Source organism: Methylocapsa sp. S129, assembly GCF_009765995.1.
Taxonomy (GTDB): domain Bacteria; phylum Pseudomonadota; class Alphaproteobacteria; order Rhizobiales; family Beijerinckiaceae; genus Roseiarcus.
Genome location: NZ_LMUI01000011.1, coordinates 435,926 through 448,813, shown reverse-complemented (window position 1 = coordinate 448,813; position 12,888 = coordinate 435,926). Strand labels below are relative to the sequence as shown.

12 protein-coding genes are annotated in these 12,888 nt (G+C 56.4%); 7 read left to right on the top strand and 5 right to left on the bottom strand.

The genetic code is table 11. The features are described 5' to 3' along the window. Nucleotides 1-328 (top strand): DUF4070 domain-containing protein (locus tag GSQ90_RS04545; RefSeq protein ID WP_158814223.1); only part of this gene is annotated, 328 nt, incomplete at its 5' end. 180 nt (nt 329-508) lie between these two features. Here GSQ90_RS04545 and GSQ90_RS04540 read toward each other — a convergent pair. Next, nucleotides 509-1,396 (bottom strand): IS1 family transposase, encoded by an 888-nt coding sequence (locus GSQ90_RS04540; RefSeq protein WP_158814222.1) that lies wholly within the window; start codon nt 1,394-1,396, stop codon nt 509-511. A 131-nt stretch (nt 1,397-1,527) separates the two neighbouring features. On the opposite strand from GSQ90_RS04540, the gene GSQ90_RS04535 reads away from it, so the two are divergent. Further along, nucleotides 1,528-2,730, top strand: a complete 1,203-nt coding sequence (locus tag GSQ90_RS04535) for an AAA family ATPase (protein ID WP_158813609.1) — start codon at nt 1,528-1,530, stop codon at nt 2,728-2,730. Here the strand turns inward: GSQ90_RS04535 and GSQ90_RS04530 are convergent. After that, nucleotides 2,727-2,969 (bottom strand): RNA-binding protein, encoded by a 243-nt coding sequence (locus GSQ90_RS04530; protein ID WP_158814221.1) that lies wholly within the window; start codon nt 2,967-2,969, stop codon nt 2,727-2,729. The genes GSQ90_RS04535 and GSQ90_RS04530 overlap by 4 nt on opposite strands. 2 nt (nt 2,970-2,971) lie before the next feature. Next, complete coding sequence (locus GSQ90_RS04525) at nt 2,972-3,172, bottom strand: hypothetical protein (RefSeq protein ID WP_158813608.1); 201 nt, start codon at nt 3,170-3,172, stop codon at nt 2,972-2,974. 627 nt (nt 3,173-3,799) lie between these two features. On the opposite strand from GSQ90_RS04525, the gene GSQ90_RS04520 reads away from it, so the two are divergent. Next, nucleotides 3,800-4,534 carry a CDP-alcohol phosphatidyltransferase family protein gene (locus GSQ90_RS04520; RefSeq protein WP_158813607.1) on the top strand — a complete coding sequence of 245 codons (735 nt, stop codon included), beginning with the start codon at nt 3,800-3,802 and terminating at the stop codon, nt 4,532-4,534. 241 nt (nt 4,535-4,775) lie between these two features. Here GSQ90_RS04520 and GSQ90_RS04515 read toward each other — a convergent pair whose 3' ends face one another. Both GSQ90_RS04515 and GSQ90_RS04510 read right to left on the bottom strand, forming a co-directional pair. Continuing rightward, nucleotides 4,776-5,570: a bifunctional 2-polyprenyl-6-hydroxyphenol methylase/3-demethylubiquinol 3-O-methyltransferase UbiG gene (locus GSQ90_RS04515; protein ID WP_210254811.1), complete on the bottom strand. Its 795-nt coding sequence runs from the start codon at nt 5,568-5,570 to the stop codon at nt 4,776-4,778. Nucleotides 5,571-5,790: 220 nt separating this feature from the next. Then, a complete protein-coding gene (locus GSQ90_RS04510) occupies nt 5,791-7,632 on the bottom strand; it encodes a glycosyltransferase (protein ID WP_158813606.1) in 1,842 nt (613 codons plus the stop codon). Between the two features lie 439 nt (nt 7,633-8,071). Between GSQ90_RS04510 and GSQ90_RS04505 the strand changes: the two genes are divergently transcribed. The 4 genes from GSQ90_RS04505 to GSQ90_RS04490 all read left to right on the top strand — a co-directional run bounded on the left by GSQ90_RS04505 (nt 8,072) and on the right by GSQ90_RS04490 (nt 12,512). Then, nucleotides 8,072-8,725, top strand: coding sequence for an ABC transporter ATP-binding protein (locus tag GSQ90_RS04505; RefSeq protein ID WP_158813605.1), 654 nt, complete (start codon nt 8,072-8,074; stop codon nt 8,723-8,725). A 54-nt stretch (nt 8,726-8,779) separates the two neighbouring features. Continuing rightward, on the top strand, nt 8,780-10,069 hold the full coding sequence (locus GSQ90_RS04500; RefSeq protein ID WP_158813604.1) for a lipopolysaccharide biosynthesis protein: 1,290 nt from the start codon (nt 8,780-8,782) through the stop codon (nt 10,067-10,069). Between the two features lie 29 nt (nt 10,070-10,098). Further along, nucleotides 10,099-11,133 carry a hypothetical protein gene (locus GSQ90_RS04495; protein WP_158813603.1) on the top strand — a complete coding sequence of 345 codons (1,035 nt, stop codon included), beginning with the start codon at nt 10,099-10,101 and terminating at the stop codon, nt 11,131-11,133. A 74-nt stretch (nt 11,134-11,207) separates the two neighbouring features. Next, a complete protein-coding gene (locus GSQ90_RS04490; protein ID WP_158813602.1) occupies nt 11,208-12,512 on the top strand; it encodes a capsule biosynthesis protein in 1,305 nt (434 codons plus the stop codon). The last annotated feature ends 376 nt before the right edge of the window (nt 12,513-12,888 follow it).

Genomic DNA, 12,888 nt, shown 5'->3' with positions numbered 1-12,888 from the left:
GCCGGCGCGACTGTATGAACGCTACGATTACCAGACCCGCCACACCTTCCCCAATCGACGCCCGCGGCCGCGTCCGCCAGGTCAAGTGTCCGGCAAGAATGTGCGTCGTGGGTTCGGCATGTTGTTCAAGATTTGCTGGAAGCTCGGGGTGATCGCCGATTTCCGGCGCGTGTTCTGGGCCTTCGCCTGGCCGCGATTGAAGCAAGGCCGGATCGAGAATGTCATCAGCATCGGCATTCTGACCAAGCATCTCATCACATTCGCGCGCAAGGCCGCCTCGGGCGAACTCAATGCATCGCACTATTCGAGCAAGCTCCGCGCAAATTAGTCCGTTCCAATAAAGGCCGCGTCGCTATAATTCATATTCCGCCAAGCTATTTTAGCCGCATGGTAGCTCACTTCGGGCGATTCGCTCCCGGGCGATCAACAATAGCCAAACAGTTGGCGAGGCTCATGCGCGCCGTCGGTCAGGAGGGCCATGAAAGCTTCCGCGCAGTTAGGTAGTGTCTCAGTTTGAAATTTCGGCGGCCGTCTTTTTATAAGGGCCACGTTTCTGGGCCGGCGCGTCGGCGTCCATCGCCTCGACAATGTTCGCCCAATCCATGACGGTTTCGGACAAGCCAGCCGCCATCGCAGGGGTGACGCGAAGCGTCTTGTGAATGCGCAGAAAGTTATACCAGACCGCATAGATGGCAACCATGTGAGCGTGGTTCTCAAACTTTTTGCTGAACGCATTCGTGAGCCGAGTGAAGCGGCGATTGTGCATCCGCATCGTCAGATTGGCGCGCTCCGCATAGGACGTTGAAACGTGCTTCATGTCGGGATCGCCTTCGATACGGTCTTTCTTGATCCCGATGCAGTCGGCGGGGCTATAGCGGCCCTTGGCGCTCTCTGGCGACGCCCCGTAAATCTTGTTCAGCATGGCATAGTCAACATCGGCGCCGAACGCCCCCTCAACGGCCTCCAGATAGGCCTTATGGCCATCTGACGTGAGTTGGATGCGATTGGCGATGCGCGAGGCCATGTCGTCAATGAACCACTTGGCGCATTCGCCATCGCGACCGCCGACGAAATGCGAGATGATGATCTTTGTATCAGCCTCGATTGCGGTCCACGTCCAAGTGTCGCCAGCGCCCGCAACGGGGTTTTTCATCGCGCCAACGTTCTTGTTTTTGGCCGCCGTAAAGCTCCAAATTTCGTCCACCTGAACGCGCTTAGCCTTCACGTTGCGGACATTGGCGTCGTGGTAGCCGGCGCAGAACTTGCCAGCCTCAACAAGCAGCTTCGATACCGTGTTGATCGAAACGTCGGCCAGCCGAGAGACTGAGCGCATCGAAGCGCCTTCCGTCAGCATGGCGAGGATTTGGGCGCGCTTGGCGATAGGAAGCTTGTTCATGCCGAGCATGATATGAACTTTCTTGCTTAGCGTCAATAATAAAATATCATTTTAAATGCCTGAAGTGGAAGCGCTGCGACAGCGGCGTGCGCTATATTGTTAGTTAATTGCAGCGTCGCAACAACCGGTGTATGCAGCAGCCCTATTGTCTAAAGGGCATTGCAATGGCTTCCAGACGGGAACTTGATGATTGGACAGCCCTGTGGAACGAAGTGGCGCAAGTTTTTAGTCCAGGGGCGCCTATTGACGAAAGTGATCTGTTCGCAGGCCGAATAACTCAACTTGGCGATCTTATAAACGCAGTCAATCAGCGTGGACACCACGCTATAATTTTCGGAGAAAGAGGGGTCGGTAAGACCTCACTTGCTAACATTTTCACAAATTATGTTCACAGGCCGGTCTCTAGGGTCGTTGCTAAAAGAATTAATTGCGATGGAATTAGTAATTTCCAGAACCTATGGCAAAGGTCTTTCGCGGAGCTAGGCATAGAAGCGCACGTTACGGCCAGCTTCGGTCCCGACGATATAAGAATGACGCTGGATAGCGTGTCTGCAAATTATTTGCCTATAATAGTATTTGACGAATTTGATAGACTGTCTTCTGGAAGAACTAAGGCTCTACTTGCAGATACTATCAAGACACTGTCAGACCATTCAACCTCTACAACAATTGTGGTTGTTGGAGTAGCTAATTCTGTAAGCGAACTTCTGGCCGAGCACGCCTCAATAGGGCGCGCTCTCGCAGAAATTCCGATGCCTAGAATGTCCGACGATGAAATAAGCGAAATTATAGATAAACGCGCAAAGCGTTTAGGAATGTCCGTCGACGCGGATGTGTTGAGGAGGATAGTAGCGTATTCTCAGGGGCTACCCCACTACGCGCATTTGATTGGACTATACGCCTTTCAAGAGGCGGCTCGCCTCAAAACACGAAATATAGACAAGTTTCATTTGAGCAATGCTATTCGAAGTTGCATCGACAAAGCTCAACAAACGATCAGAGACTCTTACGATAGGGCAACGTACAGCCCGCGATCCGACAACTTATTCAAGCAAGTGTTGCTGGCATGCTCTCTAGCGAAAGTCGATAGCCAAGGATTTTTCGCCGCTGCCGATGTCGTCCAGCCCCTAAGCGCAATAATGGCGAAGCACTACGACATTCCTAGCTTCGCTAGGCATTTGAAGGAATTCTGCAGTACCGGGCGCGGTTTTTTGCTTGAACAAACGGGCGTCAAACGAAAGTTCCGTTACCGATTCAAGGACCCTTTGATGCGGCCGTTCATAACGCTTCAAGGTGTCGCATCCGACACGATACCTCGCGCTTATAATCCTTAAGCTGGTTCTTTAGATGACCATCTTTTTTGCGCCGCTTTCTTAGCGATTTCCGCGCGACGTTTTGGCGTCATGTTCTTCGCCCGCGCGGCGCCGCCCTTGCGGCCCAGCTCTTGCGCCGCTTTGTTCTTACCGTCGTCGGGCGCGTCGTCTGTTTCTTCGCCCGTCGCGATGCGCATGACCTTCACGGCATTGCCGATCACGTCGGCGGGGCGCTTCTCGCCTTTAGGTCCGGTTGGCATAATCACAAAACCTCGGACGGATGTCTTTTCCCAGCATCGCGAAGGACGGCCGCAAGTTTTTTGAAAAGGTCAGGATTCCCGCGTTTGCTCTCCGGTTCATTTCTGACACTGGTTAGTTCCGTGCCAATACGCATTTTAATCGTCTTTTGTTCGTCGTCATACCAGACGTGAATGGTCACGTCGGTCCCCACCGGATCAGCCATAAACTTCCCTCCTGCGTTGCGCTAAGCATACAGGATGGCCGCTCAGGACGCGAGAGAATGTCAATCCGGCCAAATTTCAAACTGAGACACTACCCGCAGTTACCATCGTGAAGGGTCCTCAAGCGGCCGTCATAAAGGCCCTCTTGTTTGCTCACGTTCGTGCCCGCGTCGACGGAGGAGAGGCAAGGGCTCCTGGGGCGACGGTTATCAAGGCCGCCATCGAGCAGCCTTCTTAAAATTAGGCGACCATTTGTTTCAAATAGGGACGTTGTTCCGAGGGTCATTCATAAAGAGCCTGATCCGCCAAGCCAAGATGATTGGCGCTGATCGGTGCGGCAGTCAGTGCGGCAAACAGATGGCGTGGAACGAAAAAGAGGTCCGCCCCGCGAACAAACCCCACGATAATAACGCGCTGGGGGCGATTTCGCCCGGCATGGCTATTTACTGGCCCCCCATGGACATCCTCGCTCAGCGTTGTATAAATAGCGCGGCGCCGAGAAATTTATTGCACCTGCGTTGGAGACTTATTGCACCTGCGTTGACGGCGCCAGCTCCGCTGGATATCCTCAACTCCGGCTACGAGTGACATGCGGGGGCGTGTATGAACTACCCGTTTGGGGAGCGTGCATGGACTTACCAGATCAAGTTCACCGACATAACCGAAGCTTTTTGGCAAATGCCGAACAAGGTGCGATTCAATGGATTCTTCCTCGAATTCCTGAATCTGTAACGTCATTACACCTGACATTACTGGGCTTGTTTGGCTCTTTTTTGGGCGGCGTGGCTCTGATCGGGTGTAATTGGTCTATTTCTTGGTTGCCCCTGGTTATTCTGGGGATCGTTCTCAATTGGTTCGGCGACTCGTTCGATGGAAGCCTTGCGCGTTATCGCAAGGCGGAGCGTCCGAGATTCGGCTTTCTCGTTGATCATACCTGCGACCTGTTCTCGCAAATCGTCATCATCATTTGTTTCGGATTTTCGCCTTTTCTGTCTCTTATCGGCGCCTTCATCGTTCTGCTCTGTTATCTTCTGTTCTCCGCATACACCTACATTCGGGCGGCGGTTCAGAATATTCATCAGATGGCCTATATTGGGCTCGGCGCTACCGAATTTCGTATTCTGATGGTGGTTTGGGCGATTACAGGCTCCGTCATGGGGCTTCACGAGTCTCCCGTGAACGGCGCGTCTACATTAGACCTGACGATCGCGTTCTTAGGGGTATTAGCCGTGGTTGGACTCGCCATTAAGGCGGTCAACGATGCACGCAATATCGCGGCCGAAGAGCAAGAGCATTTGAAGCAGGCGCATTCCGAGGCGGCAGGAATGGAAGTCTCGGCTTACGAGCGGTCTGCCTCTCGCTGACGAGAGTTCTTCGCGCGCGTGATTGCGATCGCCTAACTTAGCGATGCCGCGCGCCGGCGATGACCTAGGCGTTGCTGGAATGCTGGGGCTGGATTGGCGACGATTACGCAGTCAATCGCCACCAACGCGAGACGCGCTTGACTAGATTGAGATCGGCAGGCGCGATCGAAGACAAATTGACGGGACTGTGAGGGGACCGGCGGTAAATCCGCGTCGGCGGGATGAAGAGAGCCAGCAGAGGTCAGCCGGGTGTTTTCAGAAGTCCGGTTCGTTGCGCGAATATTGAAAACGACGGACCATTTTGGTGATCGGGCTCATCATGGGCGACGCGCACATCATCGAAGCCAAGCGCCTTGATTACGGCGATAATATCGTCCTTCTCGACCCAACGATGCAGATCATGCATCCCGCCGCAGAACGATTTGCTTTTCCAAGCGCCGTAATACGAACGCTTACGGAGGCGGACCTGGACACCGTGACGCTCTTGAATTTCCATTGACCCGACAAGCGCGCCGCGTCGTGGATCGCCGACAGGCATGGCGTCGTCGCTCACATAATGTGTCCAGAGGTAGAAGACGTTCGTGCGCGCGGCGATCAGTTCTAGTAGGCGTACCGGATCCTCCATATGATAGAGCACGCCGGAGGCGACAATGAAGTCGTAGCGCCGATCAGTTTTTTCGAGCCATTGTGCGAAATCGCCGAGATAGAACTTCGCTCTCCTGAGATCGAGAAGTTCTTTGACGACGAGGCATCGCAAATACGAAAGCTTGTTGGCCTCGACCGCGTCGATGGCGTTCGGTCCGTGTTGCTCCATAAGGAACGTATGCGCGGCTTCCAGCGGTCCGAGTTCCAGAATACTCAGCCCCTCTATCGAACCTAATTGGTCGATAGCCCATAGAATCCTTGGGTCGTTGTAGAACGCGCCGTTTCCCGCGACGGCGTCGACATTGGGGGGCAAAGCCTGATTCCAGCCCGGCAGGGTGTCAATTGCATTTTGTGCGCTTGGCATGCCGACGACATATTCATCGAGCGCCATGTCGGCGCGCGCCAATCCCCCTGGCGTCTTGACCCGCGAAGCGTCTTCCAAAACGTTGGCCAATTTGCGCAGGCGTCTGACAACTGCAGGTAGGATTCGCAAACAAAATTCCCTGTTGAAATGACTCGAATGACGGAAATCTAATCCCGGTGCGCGCAACCGTTCTACTCAGGATTCGACGTCTCTCCTAATGGCGGCCATTCAGGAAAGGGGGGGAGCATTATCGGGCTGCGGGAAGACGATCAAGAGAAACCGGAAAGGGATCTGATTGATGCTTGGAATACCATGGATTGAAGGCCCGGTCTTCGAACGCGTCGGTCTGGTGCCGACTACGCAGGCTCACTTTGTCGCGGTCGAAGCGATCTATGTTTTCTTTTGTTTCGTCGCTGCCGCGGGTCGCCGATTCGTGATGGATCAGAGTTGCAAACGGCGTCCATACCACACGGAATTGTTTTGCAACGGCACGCAAACAAAAGTCGACATCGTTATAAGCGATTGGAAATACGTCCTCGTCGAGGCCGCCGACCGCTTCCAAGCAATTTTTTGAGATGAGCATGCACGCGCCCGTCACGACGGACAGGGATTGGCGTACGCGAAGGCGTCCCATCGGCCCTGGAAAGTCCTTGTCCTTTCCGATGAACCAATGGCCGGCGAGACTGCCAAGCCCGGCGATGACGCCGACATGTTGAATGGTTTGATCGGGATAGAGCAATTTTGCGCCGACAATGCCGACATCGCCATAATCAAAGCAGGACACCATTTCCTTTAGCCAGCCTTGATCGACGATCTCGATGTCGTTGTTGAGCAGTAAGACAAAAGCGCCGTTCGCCATGGCGACGCCGCGATTGATCGAACGGGAGAAGCTGAAGGCTTCCTTTTCAATTCGTAGGCGAAACGGTATCGGGCCTTCACGATAAGCATCGTAGAGCGATAGAACTTCAGGGTTCTGAGAACCATTGTCGATAACGATGATCTCCATTGCCGGATAGTCCGTCTTCTTCGTCAGGCCTTCGAGAACCTTCGCGATGAGAGGTAGGGCGTCGCGGTTTGGAATCACCACCGAAATCAAGGGCCATTGCGTTCGGTCCATGTCAAAGAAAACGCGATGAAGATCTGGCGTTAGCGCTTCGCCCACAACCACGTCCTGGTCCGGTTGATGATAATGTTCCGCAAGCGCCCGCCGCGCATTGGCCGTCGCGGCCTCAATGAATTTGATGGAATGGCTGGCGCCGTCGCGCCGCCATATGTAAGCGGGATAAGGCAAATGGCGAATCTCGCTCGCTTTCAGGCCTTTAGTGTAACGCAGGACAAGATCATAGTCCTGCGAACCTTGGAAGGAATCGCGCAAACCGCCGATCTTCAAAATCCGCTCGCGGCGATACAGCGAGAGGTGATTGACATAGTTTACGCCGGACAAAAGCACCGGATCCCATGCCGGTTTGAGAAAATAGTCGAGCAGGCGCATTTTTTCGTCGGCGATTGCCTCGTCTGTATAAAGAAATTGACATTCCGGCGCCTGGTCGAGGGCGCGCGCTATGCGATCAACCGCGAAAGGCGATAGCGCATCGTCGTGATCGAGAAGTCCGATCCAGGGCGCTTCCGCGCGCGCGATGCCCGCGTTGGTGGCCGCGGCGATGCCGCGATTTTCACCGTTCCAGATTACCGTGACGCCGGCTGCCTTTTCGTGTCTTAACAACCAGGCGCGCGTGCCTTCCAGCGCGGACCCATCGTCGCTCAGGATAAGTTCGCACATTCCCGGAGTCTGTCGTCCTATCGAAGCGAAGAGATCGTCAAGATATGCGACCTTGGTATTGAAGACTGGAACAACAAATGCGATCAGCGGCGCCGAGGACGGAGTCGGTCCCGCTGCGCGTTTTTGATCGGCCTCGGCCAACGTCACTATTTTATTGAAGTGTTTTGCCCAGCGCGCCGCCTCAATATGTCGGCGATAAGCTGCCCACGCAGAAGCCAAGCCGGTGAACTTGGCGGCTCCATTCCAAATGCGGCGAACTGCAAGCTTCAACCCAATTCGTTTTGTGCGCTTTTGCAAAATTAGGCCCATGGGAGGGTCTCATTGCCCATGAACTCGCACGCATCGCTCCAGAAAATGCCTAGGTTCACTTCACAACGCTTTCGGTTGAAATCCGCAAAATTGCGGCCAGCCACCATCCCCCTTAATAGGCGCTCATCTTTCGGGCAACGATCGCAGACCGCAAAGGACGAAATTTTCTTGATGGGGGCCGAGAACGCGGCGACAACGCTAAGACGACCATCGTCTGACTTGATGGCTCTTGCCATAACAAGGCGACCGTTTGGCCCACGGTGGCGACCCGCCGATCCTGAACCGGTTGAGCGTTTCTGGCAATTGCCGTAAATGTGCGCAGAGGTTAGACGGCAAATCGAAGGATAGTCACGAAATTGACGCCTTGTTTCTATCTTCGTCAGATGGCTCAGTCTATTCAGGCGACCAACGCCAGTCCGTGCGTCGAGCGAAAACAACAATGATCCAGCTTGATCGGATTTTTAAATTCTACAGGACGGATGGCTTCGTCAAGATTGTTCTTGATCACGTCTCCACGGTTTTTGAACCTGGTCGATCCTACGGATTATTGGGGGTCAACGGCGCGGGCAAGTCAACGACTTTGCGGCTGATCGCGGGAACGGAACTGCCCAATGCGGGCCGGATTCGCCGAACTGTGCGCGTATCCTGGCCGCTGGGCTTTGGCGGCGGCTTCCACCCTTTGATGACCGGGCGCGAAAACGTTAAGTTCGTCGCCAGGGCCTATGGCGCCGATTGCCGTAAGACACTTGATTTTGTTGAGGATTTTTCGGAGCTCGGCGACTACCTCGATGTTCCCATCAAGACTTATTCCTCCGGTATGTCGGCGCGTCTGGCGTTCGGTGTCTCTATGGCGATCGAATTTGATTGTTACCTTGTCGATGAGATCACCGCGGTCGGCGACGTTCGCTTTCAAGCCCGATGCAAGCAGGCGTTTGATCATCGTCGCAAAAACGCCGATCTCATCGTTGTCTCGCATTCCATGGGGACCATCAAGGACTATTGCGACCGCGGCGCGGTATTGGTCGATGGGCAAATGATCATGTTCGAATCGATCGATGGCGCTATCGAGATATACAATCGGCTCAATCGATGACCGATACGCCAATCGGTTTCGCGCGATCCAGGGGTATGCGGAGGGATAGCGACAATGGCGTCTGACGATGCCGAGGTGGACATTGACGACGAATCGGCGACCGAGAGCCGCAACGTCACCGCGCTCGAGAAGATACGCCTGGTGTCGCAAGCGCTTTCCGACGCCGCGCGCCGGACGCGTATGTCCTCGCGCGGGCGCCGCGCCTATAGCGGCGGAGGATTTCAGGCCCGGCGCGGCGCGCGACTCATGCGTTTGGCGATCATCGCCAGCTTCTGCATCATTGTGGTTGTTCCCAGCATCGCGGGGGCGGTCTATTACGGCTTTGTCGCTTCCGATCAATTTGTCGCGGAGGCCGACTTTACCGTTTCTGGCGGCGAGGCGCCCCCGATCGATGGGCTCGGCGCGCTCACGGGCATACCCGCGCTCGCCGTTATCCAGGACACACAGATCGTCACCAATTACATCCACAGCCGCGCTGGACTGGAATCGCTGGAAAAACTAGTCCCCATCAAGGAGCTCTATGCGAGTCCGGCCGCTGACCGCCTTTCACGGTTCAACCCGAAAAAGCCAATCGAAAAATTCGTTCGATATTGGGAGAAGATGTCGGAAGCTTCGATCAAAATGCCCGCCGGCATTGTCGAGTTGAAAATACGCGCGTTTACGCCTCAAGACTCCGAGCGGATCGCGCGGGCGGTTCTCCAGACATGCGAAGCGCTCATCAACGATATGAACGATCGGATGAATCACGACGCCGTGGTCAACGCCGAACAGGAATTGGAGCGAACGGCGCAACGCCTCACCAAAGCGCGGGCCGCGCTGGAGGAAGCTCGCAACGACGCGGGTTTGCTAGACACGGTCAAAGCCGCCGAGGGGCTCAACAAATTGGCGACCGAGACCAAGGCCAGCCTGCTGAGGCTTCAAGAGGAATATCGCACGCAGCTCAATTATGTCTCTCAATCGGCCCCGCAGATGCTCGCTATGAAATCGCGAATCGAGGTGACGCAAAACCAGGTCGCCGAAATCGAATCCAAATTGACGACGACACAATTGAGCCCTGACAACCAGCCGACGATCGCGGGCTCCATGACGAAATTCGGCGAGCTTGACCTTGAGCGCCAGGTTGCCGAGCATCTTTACGCAGGCGCGGCGACTTCGCTCGAACTTGCCCGGCTTAATGCGGAACGAAAAATGATGTATTTGAAAACCTTCGTGAATCCGGTCGCGCCGCAGGAGGCGGCCTATCCCCGCCGTGCGCTTTATTCCTTTCTTATTTTCGCCGGGTCGACGATGCTGTGGGCGGTGCTTTGCGGACTTGGCGCAACCGTCCGGAACTACATGGCTTAAGCCGCGTCCAGGGCAGAATGAGCGATTGAATGCTGTTCAATCTTGAGGTTGACACCGGCGCGCTCGTGACGGGTTACGTGGTTCCGGACAGCTTTTCCGGCGCGCCTCGCGTGATTTTGCGCCGCAACGGGGAAGATGTGCTGGTGCGGCCAGCTAATGAAATTCGCGCCGCCCTGGTCGCCGCCGGTCGCCATGAAACCGGCGCTTGCGGTTTCTCGATCGATGAGCGCCAGGTGCCTTCCCTCGCCGAAATGAGCGATTTGGAAATTTACGACGCCGACACGGAGCTTTTGATCTACCGGCGGCCGAGCCCGCAGTTCCTGGGCAAGAGCGTTTTGCGCCTGGAGACGCATTTATTTCCGCTCTGGCGCTTCGATGAGGCGCTCAAGCCGAGATTTCAGTATTTTTCCCGGGGCGTCGAAAAACTCGGACGCGAAACCACGACCCAGCTTTTCCTGCTCAATCAGGTCAAGTCGGTCTATCTGGCCGGACGGATATTATACAAGAACTTTAGGCATTATATCGACTCGCATTTCGAGACGATTTTCATGATGCACAATCCGTTCGAGGAGATGGCCGAGCGTCTTCTCGTGTTCCGCCAGATTAAAAAGGTCGGCGCCGACGTTCTGGGCATGCGCGACGGGATGATCATGCAATCCTCGATCGAATTCGCGCTTTCGCTGCCCATTCATGACGAAAAGGCGCTCAGGAAGGCTTTGCATAATATGCCCGGCCCCGCCGCCAATGCGCTTGCCAATCCGGTCGTGCGCCAGCTCACCACCACGACCCCGGATGAGATGCCGCCCGGCGGCGCGGTCTCCTCGGCCCTCGACCTTCTCGCTTCGTTCGCCATCGTCGGCCTGCGGCGGGAATCGGACACATTTGGCGGCGCCGTGGCCGAATTGATGGGGGTCGCGCCCGATTCGCTGCCCCCGATCGGCAAGTTTGTCGGCGTGGCGACGTTGGCGCGGGCGCTCAAACGCAGCGGCGCGGTGCATGCGCTGCTTGAGAAAGACCTCGAACTCTATCAGCACGTTTCGACCGCCTTCAAGAAATTGGCGTAATTAAACGCAAATTATCGTAAGGGTTCGCGTCGCGACCATCTCGAAGCGCAAGCCAGATCGAGGCCGGAGTCTTAATGGGCGAGAATCAGGAGCTCAAAACGGACGAGAGCCGCCCGCCGCGCGAGGCCGGCGCGCCGGCGCCCGCCTTTTCGATCCGCGGCGCCTCTCAGCAGCTCGCGCAGCGCCTGACCGGCCGGCGCGAAGCGCCGCGCCCGGCGATCATTGAGGATTCGGTCGGCCAGATCACGCTGGCCGCGCCGCGCACGCGCCCTTCGGCCTATCTCATCAGCTTCATCCTGTTCGTCATCGTCCCCTCGCTGGTCGCCTCGCTCTATTTCGCCTTCCTGGCTTCCGACCAGTTCGTCGCCGAGGCGCGCTTCGCGGTGCATACGGCGCAGATCGACATGATGCAGGTCGACAAGATGAAATCCTCGCTGTCGAGCGCGGCGGCGACGATGACTTCCCCCTCCATGGCGGGCCAGGAAGCCTATATCATCGCCACCTACATCCGCAGCCGCGCCATCGTCGACGATCTGTCGAAAGACACGGACCTGCGCGCCATTTTCCGCCGGCCCGAGGCCGATTTCTGGGCGCGCCTCAAGGACAAGGCGAGCGCCGAGGAACTCGTGCGCTACTGGAACGGCATGGTCACCGCCTATGTCGACGCGCCTTCGGGCGTGGTTACGGTCTCGGTGCGCGCTTTCCGGCCCGAGGACGCGCTGGCTTTGTCGAACGCGATCATCAAAGCGAGCGAGGCCCTCGCCAACGAAGTCTCGGCCCGGGCCCGCGCCGACGCGATGAAGAACGCGGAAAGCGAGGTGCGGCGCGACGAGGGCCGCGTCCAGACCGCGCTTGGCGATTTGCGCAGCTTCCGCGACAGCCAGGGCTATATCGATCCGGGTTCGGCGGCGACCACGACGGGCACGCTGCTGACCGGGCTGATGGGACAGAAGATCAAGCTGCAGAACGATCTTTTCGTCGCCACGCGCGCCATGTCGCCCGAAGCCCCCACCATCCAGTCGGCCAAGACCAGGCTGGAGGCCCTCGACCATCAGATCGACGACCTCAAGGCCAAGCTGACGGGCGATTCGCCCGAAGGCCGCACCATTTCCGCCTCGCTGGCCAGGTTCGAAAGCCTGGAGATGCAGCGCATCTTCTCCGAGAAGCTCTATGAACTGTCGCAGGAAGGCCTGGAACGCGCCCGGCAAAAGGCCGAGATGCAGAACATCTACGTCAGCACCTTTGTCCCACCTGCGATGCCCGAGGAGGCGAAGTTTCCCGAGCGTTTCAGCATGTCGGTCATCATCGCCTTAGGGCTCGCGATCGTTTGGGGCATTCTGGCGCTGACCGGCGCCGTGATCGAGGACCACCGCTATTGAGCGCGTCGGCTTGCAAAACCTTTGGCGGACGCGCCGCCGGCGTGACTCGCTCTTTCGGGTTCGAAAAATCTCCTTTGCTTTCAAGGGCCGCTTCCGCCGGCCGGCAAATCCATGCAAATTTTTTTCTAGGGGCATCGAGGAATATCAAGGACTTGCAAGACTTAAACCCGAAAAAAAATGTTTTGTACGCGTCCTGGCTTCTTGGTGACGCGGTCGCTGACCGCGTCCGCTCCCTCGCTGATCCTCCAGGCGAATGCGAAGCATTCGTCCGCAGCGTTCAGCTTGTTGTAGACGCGGTCGTTGACCGCGTTCAGCGCGCAAGCGCTTTATTTTTAATCGCTTGCAACGGCCGAGAGGAAGCGCGGTCTACGACCGC

What these genes read in the sequence shown, in the direction of transcription:
- GSQ90_RS04540 (WP_158814222.1), bottom strand. Translation starts at nt 1,396, where the DNA reads ATGAACAAGCTTCCTATCGCCAAGCGCGCCCAAATCCTCGCCATGCTG.
- GSQ90_RS04535 (WP_158813609.1), top strand. Translation starts at nt 1,528, where the DNA reads ATGCAGCAGCCCTATTGTCTAAAGGGCATTGCAATGGCTTCCAGACGG.
- GSQ90_RS04530 (WP_158814221.1), bottom strand. Translation starts at nt 2,969, where the DNA reads ATGCCAACCGGACCTAAAGGCGAGAAGCGCCCCGCCGACGTGATCGGC.
- GSQ90_RS04525 (WP_158813608.1), bottom strand. Translation starts at nt 3,172, where the DNA reads ATGGCTGATCCGGTGGGGACCGACGTGACCATTCACGTCTGGTATGAC.
- GSQ90_RS04520 (WP_158813607.1), top strand. Translation starts at nt 3,800, where the DNA reads ATGGACTTACCAGATCAAGTTCACCGACATAACCGAAGCTTTTTGGCA.
- GSQ90_RS04515 (WP_210254811.1), bottom strand. Translation starts at nt 5,570, where the DNA reads ATGGCGCTCGATGAATATGTCGTCGGCATGCCAAGCGCACAAAATGCA.
- GSQ90_RS04510 (WP_158813606.1), bottom strand. Translation starts at nt 7,632, where the DNA reads ATGGGCCTAATTTTGCAAAAGCGCACAAAACGAATTGGGTTGAAGCTT.
- GSQ90_RS04505 (WP_158813605.1), top strand. Translation starts at nt 8,072, where the DNA reads ATGATCCAGCTTGATCGGATTTTTAAATTCTACAGGACGGATGGCTTC.
- GSQ90_RS04500 (WP_158813604.1), top strand. Translation starts at nt 8,780, where the DNA reads ATGGCGTCTGACGATGCCGAGGTGGACATTGACGACGAATCGGCGACC.
- GSQ90_RS04495 (WP_158813603.1), top strand. Translation starts at nt 10,099, where the DNA reads ATGCTGTTCAATCTTGAGGTTGACACCGGCGCGCTCGTGACGGGTTAC.
- GSQ90_RS04490 (WP_158813602.1), top strand. Translation starts at nt 11,208, where the DNA reads ATGGGCGAGAATCAGGAGCTCAAAACGGACGAGAGCCGCCCGCCGCGC.